This window comes from Pontibacter qinzhouensis (genome assembly GCF_008017455.1).
Taxonomy (GTDB): Bacteria; Bacteroidota; Bacteroidia; order Cytophagales; family Hymenobacteraceae; genus Pontibacter; species Pontibacter qinzhouensis.
In genome coordinates this window covers 37,513-56,780 of the sequence record NZ_VRTY01000021.1, presented here as the reverse complement: position 1 = coordinate 56,780, position 19,268 = coordinate 37,513, and the positions used below count along the sequence as shown (strand labels likewise).

The following is a 19,268-nucleotide window of genomic DNA, read 5'->3' as shown; positions in this document are numbered from 1 at the left end:
TAAAATCATTCAAAGGAAAAAAATCATGAACTATAGAAAATCAATTTATATAAGAATTCTGGCGCTGTCGGTATTGCTTAGCCCCATCTCTGCCTGCAAAGATTTCCTCGAGGAGGAGTTGATGACACAGCGAACTACCGAATATTTTACAACAGAAGAAGGCATACAGGACCTGGCAGTGGGTATGTACTACAACCTGCGATTTCATTTTTCTTCTGAGTGGGGGTTTGCCACTACAAATTACGGCACCGACGAATTCAGAGTAGGCGGCGACGCGTCTAATTCTATGTGGAACGATTACGGAGGGAACTTCAACTCTCTGATTCCCGCCGTGAATGTGAATACCGTGATGGCCCAGACCCTTTGGGACAACATGTATATCGGTATTAACTCTGCCAACCTCCTTCTCCAGAATGCGGAGGCGCACCTGCCGGCCGGAACAGCAAAAGACACCTACAAAGGCGAAGCTCATTTTATTCGTGCTTTCAATTACCTGAAGCTGGTTCGCCAGTATGGTGGGGTTCCTTTAAAACTGACTCCAAGCACCACCGTTGAGAGAGAATTTGAACGTAGCTCTACTCAGGCTGTAGTGGAACAGATTATTGCAGACTTTAACGATGCCTATAACCTGCTACCCGTTACGGCTTCAGTGCCTGGTAAAATCACCAAAGACGCTGCCGCTCATTTTCTGGCAAAAGCCTACCTGTTCCGCGCCAGCGAAATTAACGACAGCTGGAACGGTGCTACCAAGGCCAGCGATCTGGAACAAGGCCTACGATTTGCCGACGAAGTAATTGGCAGACGCCAGTTAGCTCCCAACTTCGCTGATTTATGGAACTACACCACCGTAAATGGGCCGAACGAAAGCCTTAATGAAATTCTATTAGCTGCTCAATTTACGTTCGATCAATCGACAAGAGGTAGTTACGGCAACCAGATGCACTTATTTTATCTGTCGCAATACCTCAACCTGCCTCACATGATGCGCGATATTGCCGGCGGACGTGAATACCAGCGTCTTCGCACGAACTACTACGCCTACAATGTATATGACCGCGTAAATGATTCCCGCTTCTGGAAGAGCTTCAAGACCAAGTATGCGGTTAACAACCCGGCTGCCGGCTCCATTTACCAGCTCGGCGATCTGAGCGTTATGTACGTTATCAACAACCCATCAGACACCCGGTTTAATACAGCCGGAAGTTTAAGTAATGTAGTTGATGCCAAAACAGGAAAAGTTATTCCTTCCGTATTTCCAATTTACGCGCAGGGCGCCGATTACCTGAACAACGAGAATTTTCAGAACAGATTTGCTCCGCTGAACAAGTTTATCGATGGTTCCCGCGAAGCCGTAGGAGATGTAATCGGGTATCGTGATGGCATACTGGCCCGCTTAGCCGACACCTACCTGACAGCTGCCGAGCTGGCTGTCCGCCAGGGTGATTATGGCAAAGCTTTAACTTATATTAACACGGTTCGTGAACGTGGAACTTACAAGGAAGGTGAAAACCGCACGGCCTACACCGATGGTGGCGCTGCTTACAATGCGACCTCCAACCCTGCAGGTTATGCCAGCTTTGGTGCCAGGAATTCCTTCTATCCTGAAAACTCCTATTACGAATCGAATAACATGCCTGTAACTACAGCAAAAACGAGCCTCACCATCACCAGTTTTGCGCAACTGCCTGCCGAAGATGAGGCCATCATCAGGACGCTTGGTTATGCCAGCGAGTACGATAGGGCATTGGCTTTTATTCTGAATGAGCGTTCCCGTGAGCTGATGGGAGAATTTTACCGTTGGGAAGATCTCTCCAGAACCAAGACCTTAATAGCACGGGCCAGAGCTTTTAACAGAGGGGCTGCTCCAAACATTCAGGACAAGCACAACCTGCGCCCTATCCCGCAGTCTCACCTCGATGCCATCCAAAAAAACGGAAGTGCCCTGACTTCTACTGAAAAGCAGCAGGAGCAAAACCCCGGGTATTAAGCATACTGATAGAATAAGTGGAATAATGGATTGCCCCATAGGCAATCAAGTTCACCTAAGCAGGAGGACAAAATTAGTTGGATACATCTGTTAAGTCATGGCAAGGCCCAATCTTCTGAAAAGTAAATCATAATAAAACAAAAGCCTTGCATCTTATGTCTTAATACTTTTGTCTTCTTACTTAATTGTTTAAAAAGCTAAGAGCTTCTGTTCTTGAGTAGTAACTCAAAAACAGAAGCTCTTAGCTTTTTAACTTATACCAACTTATAGAGCTGATGCTCTCAGCAATTGCCCCGTGCCGGACACGGCGTCTGAAGAATAGTAACGAGAGAGAGTTTTGGAGTTATCTAAAGATAAATAAGATGTATCGTTTAGAAGCTCTCCGGCAGCTAATTTTAAGCATCCTGCACTGGCAGCTGTAGGAGTTTTTACCGGAGAAAGCGTGGAACAGGCATAATTACATATATTCAAAAATTACAATTTAAACTCAAGCAGTTTATTTAGAAATTAGACTGCACTATTCTTTTAGTATTTCATTTTAAAAGCAAAAAATACTCTATTTTGCCGTTATAACAACTAACAATTAGCGCTTTTTAAATTAGCCACTGCTTTTACACCTCTTAGCCAACAGGTTACTACAGGATACCTTCCTAAATTAAATCTATTTTATTTGAGAGAATTTAACTAAATTAATAGTGGTCACATGTTTAATTTCTAAATCTAAAAATATGAGAAACAGGGTCTACTACACCCGATGCTTTTCCTGGGCAATTCCATTGCTGGGGCTGGGCACACAGCTGGTCCAGGCAGAAAGTATCCCTTCTTTTACGCTCCACAAACAGACTGATTATTTTCAGGCACCAGCACTGCAAACCGTTGCACTAAATAGAACAAACGAAAGTTCGGACATATCCATAGTACCTTTAGAGATCTCTGCCAGACAGGCTGTAACAGTTACCGGCAGAGTTATAAGCGATACGAACGAAGGTTTACCAGGCGTTAGTATACAAATTAAAGGAACAACTCAGGGAACAGTAACTGACCTTGATGGGAATTACTCGCTTTCAGTTCCGGCTGGCAATGCCACCCTGGTTGTTTCTTATGTAGGTTACCTGCCACAGGAGGTTGCCGTAAACAACCGCAGCACCATCAACATTACGCTCCGCACCGATTCCAAAGCCCTGGATGAAGTAGTGGTAGTCGGCTATGGCACCCAGAAAAGAGGCGACGTAACCGCCGCCGTTGCCACCCTCGATGCCAAAGCCATTGAAGAAAGGCCAATAGCCCGCGTGGATCAGGCGCTGGTTGGCCAGATGGCCGGGGTGCGGGTGCAGCAGACAAGCGGTGTGCCGGGCAGAGGGTTCAGCATTCAGGTGCGCGGCTCCGGTTCCATCTCAGCAGGCAGCGAGCCCTTGTACGTGATCGATGGTTTCCCGCTGGATGTGGCTACACAAAGTGCCTCCGGAGGCTTTGGCCAGGGCAACCCGCTGGACAATATAAATCCGAATGATATTGAGTCGATTCAGGTACTGAAAGATGCCTCAGCGGCTGCTATCTATGGTTCTCGTGGAGCCAACGGTGTCGTTATAATCACCACAAAATCTGGCCGGTCAGGTAAACCCCGGATAACCTTTAACACTTATACCGGCTGGAACGAAACAGCTAAAAAACTGGATGTACTCAGCGGGGAAGAGTGGATAGACAGAGCCATTGAAATGGTGAACTACAACTGGGTAAACTCGGCCCCCGGCAGAACAGCCAACCAGACTACCGCCGAACGAACAGCCATACTCGGGCGTTTCGCCAATAACTTTATGGCCGATGAACGTTGGTTACAGCCAGGTTACCCAGGGCTAAGAATTGTAGACTGGCAGGACGAAGTTTTCAGGAAAGGACTTGTGCAAAATTACCAGGTAGCAGCCTCAGGAGGTACTGATGCCGTTCAGTATTTTGTTTCGGGCGATTACCTGAACCAGGAAGGTATTGCTATCGGGGTAGGGTACGAACGGTACTCTGCAAGGGCCAATGTGGAAGTGAATGCCAATAACAGACTGAAGTTTGGCCTGAACCTGAACCCTTCGTTCTCGATCGCGAACGACCCCGGTGTGGAAGGGAAAGACCAGCAGATGCACATCGCCGTTGGCTTTAACCCGGTGGTGGAAGACACCGTTGGCCTGGATGTGAACACCGGCGATTTCCTGCCTTACCAATGGGGCGTATCCAGGAGCAGCCCGGTGCGGGTAATCGAAAACTCGATCGGCGAGACCAAAATTTTCAGAACCCTGATTACCTTGTATGGAGAGTACAGTATTCTGGACAACCTCCGGTTCAGAAGCACTGTGAACCTCGACCATTCGGACGCAAACCGGAAAACCTTTACGCCATCTTTTGTAAACGGCCAGCGGGGCAACCGGCAGGCTTCCGGTGGTTTCGACGGTTACCGCAGGCAGACCTTTGTAAACGAAAACACATTGTCTTACGACAAACAAATTAACGACAAGCATCAGGTGTCGGCTTTGTTAGGAGCCTCTTATAATATGGGCAGCTTCAATAATTTCCAGATCCGAAGCGCCGGCGGTTTCCGCTCCGATGACATTACAACCATTAACGGTGCCAACAACATAAATGTAAACAGCACCTTTGCAACGGAGAGCCAACACACCCTCCTTTCTTATTTTGGCCGGGTGCAATATAACTTCTCCGACCGCTACCTGTTCAGTGCCACCGTTCGCCGCGATGGATCTTCCAGGTTTGGACCTGCTACCAAATGGGGTACCTTCCCTTCTGCCTCCATCGGCTGGAGAATTTCTGAGGAGAACTTTATGGAAAGCGTAAGCGCTGTAAATGACCTTAAACTAAGGGCCAGCTGGGGCATATCGGGTAACAACGCCATCGGAAACTACGACCATATCTCCTTGCTCTCTCCTGCCAGTTACAGTTTTGGCGGAACAGCACCTGGTCTGGCCGTTGGGCAGGCTCCAGCTAACTTCCCTAATCCGAACATAGGCTGGGAAGAGTCCAGAACCGTGAACGTCGGTTTGGATGTAGGCTTACTAGAGAACCGTATTTTTACGTCTATAGATTATTACACCCGCACCAACTCCAACCTATTACTTAGAATTCCGGTACCTACTGCAACAGGCTTTAGCACTGCCCTCACCAATATAGGCGAGGTATACAATGCCGGCTGGGAGTTGGAGGTTACCACACGCAACCTTACTGGTCCATTCGGATGGACGACCAATGCTAACCTGAGTTTTAATAAGAATGAGGTAAGGCAACTAGGCCCTAATAATACGCCTATCCAATCCGGGGGCTGGGGAACGCCACACCGCTTACTGCAAATTGGGCAGCCGCTGTGGAGCATCTACGTGGTGGAGCAGGATGGCATCCTGACACAGGCCGACATCGACAACGGAGTAGCCCGCTATGGCAACCAGACAGTGGGTGACCCACGCTACGTAGATGCTAACGGCGACAACGTTATTAACGACGATGACCGGGTAATTGTAGGCAAACCAAACCCCGATTATGTATGGGGCATCACAAACACCTTTACCTACAAAGGCTTTGATCTGAGAGTATTGGTTCAGGGGCAGAACGGTGGCCAGCTCTACTCCTTATACGGCCGTGCCATGGACCGACCCGGCCAGGGCCTGGTAGAGAATACGCTTGGGCTGCACCGCGACCGTTGGAGATCACCTGAAGACCCGGGTGCCGGAGAACGCGGAAAAGTGAACTCAAGCTTCGGTTTCCTGAAAAGCGATGCCTGGCTATACTCCTCCGACTACTGGCGCGTTCGAAACATTACCCTTGGGTATGACCTGGGAAAGCTGCTAACCAACAAAAACCTTGTGCAGGGAGCCAGAATTTATGTTAGTGCCGAAAACTGGTTTGGCGGTGATAAATACGATGGCGGCTTTAATCCGGAAGCAGTTAATAATGCAGACGGAGGCTCTATTGTAGGCGATGACTATGGTGCCTTCCCTTTGGCTAAGGCAATGACTGTGGGCTTAAATATTACATTCTAACAGAGCGTAACATGAACATGATGAAAAAGTATTCTGTAGTTATATACTCCTTTCTGGCGCTGAGTTTACTCGCATGCGAAGACAAGCTGGACCAGTTCCCGCTATCAGATGCCAGTGCGGCAAATTTTTACCGGAACGCAGCAGATTTTGAGCAGGCTGTAAATGGTGTGTACGGGCAGTTGCGCCCGGTGCCAGAGCGGTATTACGACCTTTCTGAAACAAGATCCGACAATGTGTATGGTTCTTCCACCACCGGTGTGAGGCCCTGGGACCCTGTAAACGACTTTGTGAACACGCTCGAAAACAACGAGCTGATTGCTGAAGCCTGGAACAATAATTTTAATGGCATTATGCGCGCCAATACGGTGCTGGACAGACTTGATCCTGGCCTCGTACCGGAAGAAGCCATCAGAAACCGGTTCGAGGGCGAAACCAGGTTCCTGCGTGCCTTTTATTATTTCGATCTGGTAAGGTGGTTCGGAAGAGTTCCGTTATACGACCGGGTGGTAACCCCAACAGAAGCCCTCGAAATTCCCCGTAGTTCTGTTCAGGAAGTATACGATCTTATTCTTTCTGACCTGAACAGGGCAATAGAACTTCTGCCCCCTACTTACAATGCCGCAAACAAAGGCAGAGTTACTTCCTGGGCGGCCAAAGCCCTGCTGGCACGCGTTCACCTCACCAGGTCCGGCCATACCTACGGCATCGACGGTCCGGGAGTAGCGGCAAACGAGTATTCGCAGGCACTTACCTTGCTTAACGATGTGATCGACAACGGCCCGTTTAGCTGGGTAAACAGTTATGCCAGCATCTTCTCTTACAACAACGAGAATAACCCCGACATTGTGTTTGATGTGCAGTTCCAGAGTGGCCAGATCGGGATAGGTACCACGCTGCCGGGCTATATGGGCACACCGGCTTATTTCAACACCTTGTCAGGAAATATTGCCTTGCCACAGTCTTCTGTAGAAATGAGGGAGGTATCTAAAAACCTCATAAATTCTTATGAGGCTAACGATGCCCGCCTGGCCGTTACGGTTCAGCGAAGTTTTACAGACCCGAACGGATTTGTGGAGACCCGTGGTTTTTACAGAAAGTTCCTGGACGAAACCGCCACCATTCTGGACCGTTTCGACTGGCCGATCAACTTCCCGCTGATCCGGTTAACCGATGTCATGATGATGAAGGCTGAAGCCATTTTACAGGGTGCCTCAGGAGGATCGCAGCAGGAGGTCGATAACATAGTGAACATGGTGCGGACCAGAGCCGGCTTAACGCCCCTGGCAAATGTTACCCTCGATGTGCTGTTGGACGAAAGAAGACGCGAATTTGCAGGCGAAGGCTTGCGCTGGCACGACCTGGTACGAACGGGCAAAGTAAAAGAGGTGATGGATGCCTGGCTCCCGACCGAAGACGAACTGAACAGAATGCAGGAATCCATGAACATTAACTTTGTGATCTACCCCATTCCGTTTACACAATTAACCGTAAAAGAAGGGCTCTACCAGCAAAACCCGGGTTACTAAGCATTTCCTGTGGCTATTATTAGGTTAAACCGGGCACTCTGCAAAGGGTGCCCGGTTTTTTTTCAGAAAGAGCACCTACTACATCGTAAAATATTGGCTGGACCCTAAGCTAAAATCAGTTCAAAATTCTTCTGAAGGCCATTTTCATTAGAATAATTGCTAGTTGTTGATTGTTAAATGGATTATTTTTTAAATAGTTGATTCGAAGAGGAGCAGGTAAGACCTTGCAGCGTGCGCAACTCCTGCGAGTGTCTGGGCAAAGAATATGAAAAGTTAAAGAAACTATTTGGCTGAAGTTTTAACCGCCGCCGCTTCCTAACCATCCTTCAGAAAGCAACATTTATTTAAACTGCCGCAACTGATAAATTATTCTAATGAAAAACCCCTTCCAAAGGAATTCGCTGCAATTTGGCCCAAGGGCAGATAGACAGATTTATAGCAGACACACCTATACTTACAGGACATAACAGGATGGACTAGTTTAAAAAATTACGAATGTTTGTTATTATAGTATTGAATAACTTTAGCTGGTGCACCTGAACCTGCCACAGGCAGCATGTACAACCTCCGGAAATGAAGAAAATAAATCAGCACGTTTACCGGCTTATAGCTGCAGCCGCCATTTTATTGGTTGCCTCCTGCACCACCTCTACCCAGGTGCTGCGGAAACAGCTACCCGATAAGCTGGTCGTGCTAACCTTCGATGACGCTTCAGCCTCGCATGCTACGTATGTGGCGCCGCTCCTGAAAAAGTATGGCTTTGGCGGCACCTTCTTCGTGTGCGAGTTTCCGCCCGACTTTGAGGATAAAACCAAGTACATGAGCTGGGAGCAGATACAGCAGTTGCACCAGCTGGGCTTTGAAATTGCCAGCCACACCCGCAGCCATACCCACGTTGCAAAAATGAGCAAGGAGCAGCAGGCAGAGGAGCTACAGTACATCGAGGACAAATGCAAAGAATTGGGAATCACCATACCCGTTACCTTTGCCTACCCCGGCTACAGCACCCACCCCAGCGCCCTGGAAACGCTGCAGGAAAGAGGCTACCTCTTTGCCCGCGCCGGTGGCAGCCGTCCCTACAACCCCACCACCGATCATCCTTACCTGATTCCCAGCTACAGCACCACCGGCAATACCCCCTCTGATAAAGCGCGTGTAATGGGTGCCATCGGCGAAGCGAAAGACGGAAAGATTGTGGTCTTCACGATACATGGTGTGCCGGATGTAGCGCACGACTGGGTAAGCACGCCACCAGAACTGTTTGAAGTATACCTGCAGTACCTGAAAGACAATAACTACCAAGTTGTGGCCCTCCGCGACCTGAAGCGCTACCTGAATGTGGAGCAGGCGCGCAAGCAGGTAGCACCAGACTACAAAAACCTGGTGAATAGACCCTGATCAAAATTAAATCACTTTTTAACAATACCACTCATGAAGAACAGATTACTTACCATAGCGGCAGCCAGCATGCTTTTTTGCATGAGCCTGCCAGCCACCGCCCAGCAAAAGCTGGAGACAGGCGCAAAAAAACCGATGCCCCAGCAATGGATCGATAAGGACACCGGCCATAAGCTTATGCGCCTTTCCAGCGCCCCCGGCAGCAACTCCAGCTTCTATTTCCATAACAACCCATTTGTGAAACAGCTCAAGAACGAAGGCGACAAAATGGTGTTCTACAATACCGATGCCGCTGGCACCCGGCAACTTTACACCATCAACCTGAAAACGCTGAAGAATGAGCAGCTCACCACGAGTAAATCCAAAAAAGTAGGTGAGATTCTGGCCCCAAAACGCAGAGAGGTGATTTACCAGACCAACGACAGCGTATTCGCTACCAACATCGATACGAAGAAAACCCGCCTGGTTTATGTTTTTCCGGAAGGCATGCGAACCGGAGTTACGACCCTGAATGCTGACGAGACGCTGCTGGCAGGAAGTTTTGCAGGACCGGAGAAAGATGAGATTTACAAGCAATACCCTGAGAAGAGCGATTACTTTAACCGCATCTTCGACGCTAAAATTCCGCATACGCTCTTCACCGTAAATGTAGAGACCGGCGAGATGAAAGAGATTCACTCCGAAAATACCTGGCTCGGCCACATCCAGTTCTCCCCCACCGACCCGAACCTGCTCATGTTCTGCCACGAAGGTCCCTGGCACAAGGTAGACCGCATCTGGACCTATAACATGAAGACCAATGAAGTGAAGAACATGCATAAGCGTACTGTAGAAGGTGAAATTGCCGGACACGAGTTCTTCAGCCGCGACGGCAAAACGATCTGGTTCGATCAGCAGGTGCCGCGTGGCGTGAAGTTCTATTTAACAGGAGCCGACGTAGCCACTGGCAAAGAGAAACAATATGAGATGGATAGAAATGAATGGTCGATCCATTTCAACATTTCCCCGGATCAGAAATTATTTGCCGGTGATGGCGGTGATCCCGGCCAGGTAGCCAAAGCAGAAGACGGCATGTGGATTTATCTTTTCCGGCCAGAAGGCGACAAGCTAAAATCAGAGAAACTGGTGAACATGAAGCACCACTATTACAAACACGAACCCAATGTGCACTTCTCGCCAGATGGCAAGTGGATCATTTTCAGGGCTAATTTTGAAGGCGATAGCCAGGTGTACGCAGCAGAGATAGCAAAGAGTAAATAAGTGCCGTTTAACAAAAGCGAAAATTCAACAATTTAAATTATGCTAATGAAAACAGCCTTCCAGTAAAGCTGTACTACTAAATCAGCAACCCGCAAATGAAAAACTGACAATAAATGCTTCTGCAAGGGCCATTGAAGCACATTTTTCAACATTTCAAATTTTGAATTTCTAATTTTTAATTTGGTGAAGCTCTCCAAAGGGTTTTAGCGGTTTAAAACACCTGGGGTTTAAAGGTCATCATTTTCAATTTCTGACAAATATAAAGAAGCAAGGTTCTCCATCATGAAAGCTTTTCGAAAAATCAGCGCTGGCGCTGCCTTCATACTGCTGCTAGGAAGCACTACTGCCATAGCGCAAACAGCGCCAGCACCTCAATGGCCCACTATAACGCAGGAAGCCAAACCCTGGACGCGCTGGTGGTGGATGGGCTCTGCTGTAAACGAAAAAGACCTGTCGTACCTGATGGAGCAGTACCAAAAAGCTGGCCTGGGCGGTGTAGAGATAACACCTATTTATGGAGTAAAAGGCACCGAAAGTGAATTCATCGATTTTCTGTCGCCTAAGTGGATGGAGATGCTAAAGCATACGTTGCGGGAGGGCGAGCGGCTGAATATGGGCGTGGACATGGCCCAGGCATCGGGTTGGCCATTTGGCGGTCCGTGGGTGAGCCAGGAAGATGCCTGCAAGTACGTGGCGCACAAAACCTACTCCCTGAAAAGTGGCGAGAGCCTGAAAGAGCCGGTGCAGTTTAGCCAGCAGCCCCTTGTGCGCACTGTCGGCGAGAAGATTGCCATAGAGAAGTTGCAGGAGCCCATCATAAAAAACCCCAACCTGCAGCTGCACGCTTTCGATCAGGTACGTTTCCCGAAGCCGCTTCCGCTACAAACCCTCATGGCCTACTCCGACAAAGGCCAGGTACTGGACCTGACGAACAAGGTAGATCAGAAAGGAACTTTAAGCTGGAAAGCCCCTGCCGGAAACTGGAACTTGTACGCGATATTTCAGGGCTGGCATGGTAAAATGGTAGAACGCGCAGGCCCCGGTGGCGAAGGCGATGTAATAGACCACTTCTCCAAACAAGCCACCGAAAATTACCTGAAGCGTTTCGACGAGGCATTTAAAGGACAGGACATTAAATCGCTCCGTGCTTTTTTCAACGACTCTTACGAAGTAGACGATGCACAAGGCGAAGCCAACTGGACACCCCGCCTGCTCGAAGAGTTCCAGAAACGCCGTGGCTACGATTTGCGCCACCATTTGCCTGCGCTGTTCGGAAAAAGCACCTTAGAAAACAACCAGCGCGTGCGCTGCGATTACCGCGAAACCATTTCTGACCTGATCTTGGAAAATTACACACAGGAGTGGCACACATGGGCACAAAAGCACGGCGCTCTTATCCGGAACCAGGCGCACGGCTCCCCAGCCAACATCCTTGACCTGTACGCCGCCACCGACATTCCGGAGATAGAAGGCACCGATATTATGCGCATTAAATTTGCCTCTTCTGCCGCCAACGTAACCGGCAAAAAACTGAGTTCTTCAGAATCGGCTACCTGGGAGAACGAGCATTTCCTGTCGTCGCTGCGCGATGTCAAAAAAGCGATGGACCTGTTCCTGCTGGGAGGCGTTAACCACACCTTTTACCACGGCACCAACTACTCGCCGCAGGCAGCAGCGTGGCCGGGCTGGCTGTTCTATGCCGCCGTGCACTTTAACCCGAGCAATACTTTCTGGAACGATTTTGCGGCACTCAATAACTATGTAGCCCGGAGCCAGTCGTTCCTGCAGGCAGGCAAACCCAACAACGACGTGCTGCTCTACCTGCCCATCTACGACACCTACTCCACTCCCGGCAATGCCTTGTTGCAACACTTCGATGGCATAGCGCATGGTTTCAGGGGAACAGGAGTAGAAGCCAGTGCCAACGAAATGCAGGCCAAAGGCTACAGCTTCGATTTTATCTCGGACCGGCAGTTGTTGCAGGTAAAGTCCGCGCAGAACACGCTGCAAACTGGCGGCATTGCTTATAAAACAGTGGTGGTTCCGGATGCCCGCCTCATCCCGCTCGAAACATTTGAGCAACTGGTGAAACTGGCAAGAGAGGGGGCTACTGTTGTCGTTTATAAAAACCTGCCTGCCGATGTACCGGGTCTGGGCAGCCTGAAAGAGCGCCAGGCAAAGTACCAGCAACTGGTGGCGCAACTAAACTTCAGCAACACCGATAAAGCTGGCATCCGGAAAGCAACTATTGGCAAAGGCTCTTTTGTAGCAGGCAGCGATTTGCATGAAGCGTTGCAATTTGCCGGATTGAAACGTGAGCCGATGGTAGACAGTGGCCTACAGTACGTACGCCGCCAGCACGACCAGGGCAATTATTACTTTATTTCTAATTGGGGTGAAAAAGCTTTTGATGGTTATGTGCCCTTGCAGGCAAACTCGCTATCTGTCGCCGTGTTTGATCCTATGACAGGGAAAACGGGATATTCCAATATTCGTAAATCCGGTGATGGCACGAATGAGGTGTACCTGCAACTGGCACCAGGCGAATCCTGCATCCTGGAAACAAGGACCACTACCGCCAGCGGAACTCCTTATACCTACACCAAACCAGCAGGCAATGCGCAGGAACTAAGTGGCAACTGGACCATTCGATTTACAGAGGGTGGTCCGGCAAAACCTGCCGAAGTCAAAACCTCTACGCTTAAATCCTGGGCAGATTTTGGAGCCGAGGAGTATAAGAATTTCTCCGGCACAGCAAGTTACACGCTCTCCTTTACCAAACCTAAAGGCAAAGCGCAAGCCTGGCTCCTCGACCTGGGGCAGGTAGAAGAAAGTGCGAGGGTGCTCCTGAACGGCAAAGAACTTGAAACGCTTATCGGGCCAACCTACCAGCTCACCATTCCGGACAACCTGCTCCGGAAGAAAAATGTGCTGGAAGTGCAGGTTTCTAACTCTATGGCCAACCGTGCCGCCTACATGGATCGCAATAAGATAGCGTGGAAGAAATTCTACAACGTGAATGTAGCAGCCCGAAGGAGTGAAAACAGGGACGACCAAGGTGGTTTTACTGCCGCTAAATGGCAGCCCCGTGCCTCTGGGCTAATCGGTCCGGTGCTACTGACACCTATTACACTGGAAGCCGGCGCTGGCGCTGAAGCTACAGTTCAGTCTAAGAAATAACTTTGTTGCGTTCAATCTGGCTGTCGCAGTTGTGGCATCTCTCTCTGCGACAGCCGGTTTTTTGCTAAGATACCATTTAGTATCAGGCCTTAGGCTGGAAACCAATTATTCTAATCAGCAAGGCCTTTCGGAGCTTTTTTCTTTAGTCGCTGGTGCGAGCTTGCAGCTCGTTCCTTCACAAGCCATATACTCATCCTTGGTGAAAGTACGAGCTCCAAGCCCACACTAGTGCTCCATGCTGGAAACTGAGCTTCTACTACAAAATTGGCTTCAAAAGAGGACTTCTTTCTTCATGCCCAAAACTACCCATCACACCGAAAGCATCAGCCTTTTCAACTCATTCCATAAAATTCATTTAAAACCTTTGCCGGATACCGCAGGACAGTTAAGTTTGCCAGACCGGCTAGTTTTATACAACTTTACCTGCTGCTATTCCGGTGGCGGGTAAAGTTGTTATAACGAAAACAATCAGCATAATTCCTATCAACTCATGTCGATAAAAAAACTGCTTTTCTTTTGCTTACTTCTAATTGGCACCAACACGGCCTTCGCTAAAGATTCGCCTCAACGGGAAGTAAAATACCTTTCCGGCACCGATAACAAGAACACCGTGACCTGGGACTTTTTCTGTACCGGTGGCCGCAACAGCGGTGTCTGGAGCACGATTCAGGTGCCATCGCATTGGGAGCAGCAGGGTTTCGGCTCCTACAACTATGGCCGCGACTATGTGACCTATGGTAAGAACTTCCGGTTCGCCGACGAAAAAGGCATGTACAAGCACACCTTTCAGGTACCTAAAGGCTGGAAGAACAAAGAGATTTACATTGTGTTTGAAGGCTCTATGACCGACACCGAAGTGAAGATTAATGGCAAGCCAGCCGGTCCGATTCATCAGGGCTCTTTTTATCGCTTCAAGTACAACATCAGCGACAAGCTGGAGATTGGCAAGGACAACCTGCTGGAAGTAACGGTAAGCAAAATGTCGGCCGACCCCTCCGTGAACAGTGCCGAACGACTGGCCGACTATTGGATTTTCGGTGGCATTTTCCGGCCGGTTTACCTGGAGGCACAGCCAAAGCAGCACATCGACTGGACTGCTGTAGATGCCAAAGCCGACGGTTCTTTCTCGATGAACGTGTACCTGAAAAATCCGCAGGCAAAACACGAGGTACTGGCCGAAATTCTGGATGCCAGTGGCAAAGTAGTAGCCACCACTCGCAAGGCATTTGCGCAAACAGATACCCTCGTGAACCTGAAAACACAGGTTGCTAACCCACTGCAATGGACCTCCGAAACCCCGAACCTCTATAGCGTCAGGACTTCCATCGTATCTGGCAGAAAAACAGTTTCGCAAACAACAGACAAATTCGGATTCCGCACCATCGAGATACGGGAAGGTGACGGCATTTACGTAAACGGCACCAAGATTAAAATGAAAGGCATTAACCGCCATGTGTGGTGGCCTGAGACGGGCCGCTCGGTGAGCCGCGAAATAGACCTGATGGACGTAAAGCTGATGAAGGAGATGAATATGAATGCCGTGCGCTGCGCCCACTACCCTCCCGATAAAGCTTTCCTGGAAATCTGCGACTCGCTGGGCCTCTACGTACTCGACGAACTGGCTGGCTGGCAGAACGCCTACAACACCAAAGTAGGCGCTAAGCTGGTGAAGGAAATGGTGATACGGGATGCCAACCACCCCTCTATCATCTTGTGGAGCAACGGTAACGAAGGCGGCCACAACAAAGAACTCATAGATGATTACGCCCTTTACGACCACTCCAACCGCCCCGTTATACATGCGCACCACCGCCCGGGCAACGAGCTAAACGGTATAGATTGCAACCACTACGAAGATTACTACAGCACCAAAAGCATCCTCGAAGGTCCGAACATTTACATGCCAACTGAATTCCTGCACTCTCAGGACGATGGCGGTGGCGGCACCTCTCTCCACGATTTCTGGGAACTGCACTGGAACAGCAAACTCGGAGCCGGTGGCTTTTTATGGGCGCTGGTAGATGAAGGTATTGTACGCACAGACCTGGATGGTTACATCGATGTAAACAAAGTAAATGCGCCGGATGGTGTGGTAGGACCTTACCGCCAGAAAGAAGGCAGCTTTTGGGCTATAAGAGAAGTTTTTTCTCCCGTGAAGATCAATCTGAAAGAGTTGCCAGCCAATTTTAACGGGGAGATTGCCGTAGAGAACCGCTTCCACTTCACCAACCTGAACCAATGCACCTTCCAGTGGGAGCTGGCCGATTACCGTAAGCCAGGCGACAGGTTTACCGGCCACATCACGAAAAAGAAAGGCACCGGAGCCGGACCAGCCATTGCGCCCGTAGCCAAAGGCAACCTGAAACTCAACCTCCCCGCCGACTGGAAAGAACACGACCTGCTGCTGCTGTCGGCTTACGATCCGGCCAAAGAACTCATCTACACCTGGAGCTGGAACATAAGGTCGAATGAGGCCATGCTGGCGGGCATTGTGGACCTGAGCGATAAAAGCTCTGTGGAAGTAACTGAAACCGACTCTACCATTACCCTGAAAGGCGGCGAGGTCGGAATTTCCTTTAATAGAAAAACAGGCCAGATCGCTCAGCTGACCAACACCAAGAGCATGGGTTTGTTTTTCGGGAACGGACCTGTAATGGTGACGGGCAAGGCGACCATGGCCAACATGAAGCATTACAAAGAAGGCGATGGCCATGTGGTGGAAGTAAGCTACAGCGGCGACATGAAATATGCCCGCTGGAAAATGCACGGCAGCGGCTGGCTCAGCCTCGACTACGAATACAGCCTGAATGGCGATTACCCATTTACCGGCATCAGCTTCACCTACCCCGAAAACTTCGTGATTGGTGCTAAGTGGCTGGGCAAAGGCCCCTACCGTGTCTGGAAAAACAGGCTGCAAGGTGTTACACACAACGTGTGGGAAAATTACTACAACGACACCCATACGGGCAGTGGCCCCTGGAACTACCCCGAGTTTAAAGGCTATTTTGCCGATGTTACCTGGATGGAGTTCAACACCGTGCAGGGCAAGTTCCTGGTGGCCAGCAAGGAAAAAGACCTGTTCGTGCGCCGCTTCGATTTCTATGGTCTTTCCGGCGTGAAACCGCACCCGGAGCTGCCAGTCGGCAACATCTCGTTCCTCGATAACATTCCGGCACTGGGTACCAAACTGGCCCTGAACATCAGCGCAAACACCCACAACCTCGGCCCTACCGGCGAGGCCAACAAGGTAAACAGCCCGATCAAAAGAACACTTTATTTCTACTTCGGCTTACCTAAAACAGACGATGCTGCTCCCGAGCAGTTTAGCCGACCTGTAAAAGATGAGCTGTTCTAATCTTTTAAAGATGAAGAAGTAGGAAGGTAACAATTGATGTTCCTTAAAAACGAGAGGCTGCCGCAAAATGGCAGCCTCTCGTTTTTAAGGAACATTCTGCTAATGATTCACAAATATACAACTTGCCAAAATTTGTTCTTTACACACCAAAAGATGCAATATGATACCAAACAGTATTAAAGTTTTCCATTTCTGTTTCAGCTATAACCACTCTGTCATTCTGGAAGAATCTTGTGGGCGAAATCCAAAAGCAATGGCTACTTGTAATGTTTGTCTTAAGTTCGCATAGTTGCGTTTACTGCTGTGACAACTTCGTGAAGCTGTTTCTTGGAACCTCTTTACGAGTTGATATAAAATCTTGTGCCTTGCGTCTTTTAACAGACTGTAGTGCCATTGCAAGTTCCGGGAAATTAAATAAAAGTGTACCAAACCCTTGACCTGAAATAGCCAAAACTTCTTTGGAAGGGCAAAATCATTAGAATAATTCATCTGAGAACTCCCTCTTCCTGTCTCTCGCATGGTACCGGACAGCGCAGGATAGAATGGAAGCGGAATATCAGTAGCTTTAGAAAAACATGCTGCTAAAACCACTAAATAACTTACACCAACATATTTAATTGCTTTATTACAGAACAAACGTTTGTTTTATATATTTTTAGCCTGCCTCCTGTTGTTGCACCAGGAGTTCTGCTGTGTAAGCAAAATACTTTCAAAGTAACCGACTTTCTACTTATAAAAAAATGGATAAACAACTAACTGCTTCCACAACAGGAAGCGCTGGCAAGAACCTGAGAAAAGCCCTTCTGGCGTTGGCTATAACTGCCGGTACTTTGCAAGCGGCCACGGCGCAGACCAAAACCACTGATACCAATACCCCGCTGCACGCCATGCAGCCCGACTACATTACACCCTATGGTAAAACTACGGTAGAGGATATAACCAAAGTGCTGCAGCGGGTACACGGCTACCTCGATGCCACCACCCCCGCCCGCATGCTCGACAAAAATGGCAAAGCCATCACCGACCTGAAAAAGCTAAACAATGAGTCGACGCTGGAGCAAGGCGATTTTAGGCTTACTAGTTACGAATGGGGTGTAACTTATGCCGGCATGCTGCTGGCCGGAGAGGCAACCGGTGACAAACGCTACACCAACTATACCACCCAACGCCTGAACTTCCTGGCCGATGCTGCTCCTTTTTACCAAAACGAGCTAAAGAAAAAACCAGATGCCAAAGGTCCGCTCCGCCAGATGCTCGCTCCACACGCCCTCGACGATGCCGGAGCCATGGCAGCCGCCATGATCAAAGCCAGCCGCAGCGGTGCCACCAAAACAAACCTGCGCCCGATCATCGACAACTACATGGACTACATCAGCAATAAAGAGTTCAGGTTGCCAGACGGTACGCTGGCACGTAACCGTCCGCTGCCCAACACCCTCTGGCTCGACGACCTGTTTATGAGCGTGCCGGCCCTGGCGCAAATGGGCAAACTTACCAACGACAATCGTTACTACGACGATGCCGTGAAGCAGGTGCTGCAGTACTCCGACCGCATGTTCAACAAAGAAAAAGGGCTTTACATGCATGGCTGGGTGCAGGGCATGGAGCCGCATCCGCAGTTCCATTGGGCGCGTGCCAATGGCTGGGCCGTTATGACATTGGTGGAGCTGCTGGATGTACTGCCAAAAGAACATGCCGGTTACCAGAAAGTGCAGGCGCAGTTGCAGGCACATGTTCAAGGGCTGGCCATGTACCAGTCGGGCGAAGGCTTCTGGCACCAGCTCCTCGACCGCAACGACTCTTACCTCGAAACCTCCGCCACTGCTATTTATGCCTATGCCATTGCCCGCGCCATAAACCAGGGCTGGCTCGATAAACAGGCATACGGCCCGATGGTTCTGCTCGCCTGGAACGCCGTATCAACCAAAGTAAACGACAAAGGCCAGGTAGAGGGCACATGTGTAGGCACAGGCATGGGCTTCGATCCGGCTTTTTATTACTACCGCCCTATTAATGTATACGCCGCCCACGGCTACGGCCCTGTTCTGCTCGCCGGAGCCGAAATGATTAACCTTTTAAAAGGCAACAAGTTTGAGATGAACGATAGCTCCGTACAGTTTTCCTCCACAGCAAAGTAATTATTTCAAATAGCCTTCCGGAGACCCTTGACCCTTCTATGGGTCAAATATCTCTGGAAGGCTATTTTCATCTGAATAATTTGATGCTGGTTGTTGATTGGTGATTGTTAAATTGTTGAATGGTTGTTTTGAGTGAACCTTGCATCGATGATTAAGAGAGTGATGTTTTACCCTTAGATCGACTTTCGTTAAAAAGCCTTTGGAATGGCAAAATCATTAGAATAATTTCATCGGAAGAAAGCTACTATACAAAACAATATTGCGGCAGGAAGCTACAGAGCGAACACCTGAGCCAGGTGCACCTATCCCCGGTTTTTTGTCTGAGCGTTCAGCGAGTGGAGGTGCAGGGGCCACTTTAGACAAAATCGTCTTGATTTTTTTTTGTTCTTTTTG

General features: G+C 49.3%; 9 protein-coding genes. 8 read left to right on the top strand and 1 reads right to left on the bottom strand.

Annotated features, from left to right (window positions below; all coding sequences use genetic code 11):
* Nucleotides 1–25: 25 nt before the first annotated feature.
* From FVR03_RS07465 to FVR03_RS07435, 7 genes are all read left to right on the top strand, one after another.
* A complete protein-coding gene (locus tag FVR03_RS07465) occupies nt 26–1,987 on the top strand; it encodes a RagB/SusD family nutrient uptake outer membrane protein (RefSeq protein ID WP_147921116.1) in 1,962 nt (653 codons plus the stop codon).
* 728 nt (nt 1,988–2,715) lie between these two features.
* Complete coding sequence (locus FVR03_RS07460) at nt 2,716–6,018, top strand: SusC/RagA family TonB-linked outer membrane protein (RefSeq protein WP_147921115.1); 3,303 nt, start codon at nt 2,716–2,718, stop codon at nt 6,016–6,018.
* 11 nt (nt 6,019–6,029) lie between these two features.
* Entirely contained in the window at nt 6,030–7,544 is a 1,515-nt protein-coding gene (locus tag FVR03_RS07455; RefSeq protein ID WP_255474115.1) for a RagB/SusD family nutrient uptake outer membrane protein, read from the top strand.
* A 573-nt stretch (nt 7,545–8,117) separates the two neighbouring features.
* A complete protein-coding gene (locus FVR03_RS07450) occupies nt 8,118–8,942 on the top strand; it encodes a polysaccharide deacetylase family protein (RefSeq protein ID WP_147921114.1) in 825 nt (274 codons plus the stop codon).
* A 33-nt stretch (nt 8,943–8,975) separates the two neighbouring features.
* On the top strand, nt 8,976–10,202 hold the full coding sequence (locus FVR03_RS07445; protein ID WP_147921113.1) for an oligogalacturonate lyase family protein: 1,227 nt from the start codon (nt 8,976–8,978) through the stop codon (nt 10,200–10,202).
* A gap of 282 nt (nt 10,203–10,484) precedes the next feature.
* Nucleotides 10,485–13,382, top strand: coding sequence for a glycosyl hydrolase (locus FVR03_RS07440; protein ID WP_147921112.1), 2,898 nt, complete (start codon nt 10,485–10,487; stop codon nt 13,380–13,382).
* A 490-nt stretch (nt 13,383–13,872) separates the two neighbouring features.
* The gene (locus tag FVR03_RS07435) at nt 13,873–16,737 is read left to right on the top strand and encodes a glycoside hydrolase family 2 protein (RefSeq protein WP_147921111.1); all 2,865 of its coding nucleotides are present in this window, start codon (nt 13,873–13,875) and stop codon (nt 16,735–16,737) included.
* 201 nt (nt 16,738–16,938) lie between these two features.
* Here FVR03_RS07435 and FVR03_RS24325 read toward each other — a convergent pair whose 3' ends face one another.
* Nucleotides 16,939–17,373 (bottom strand): hypothetical protein, encoded by a 435-nt coding sequence (locus FVR03_RS24325; RefSeq protein ID WP_187270080.1) that lies wholly within the window; start codon nt 17,371–17,373, stop codon nt 16,939–16,941.
* A gap of 104 nt (nt 17,374–17,477) precedes the next feature.
* Between FVR03_RS24325 and FVR03_RS07430 the strand changes: the two genes are divergently transcribed.
* A complete protein-coding gene (locus FVR03_RS07430) occupies nt 17,478–18,875 on the top strand; it encodes a glycoside hydrolase family 88/105 protein (RefSeq protein WP_147921110.1) in 1,398 nt (465 codons plus the stop codon).
* The last annotated feature ends 393 nt before the right edge of the window (nt 18,876–19,268 follow it).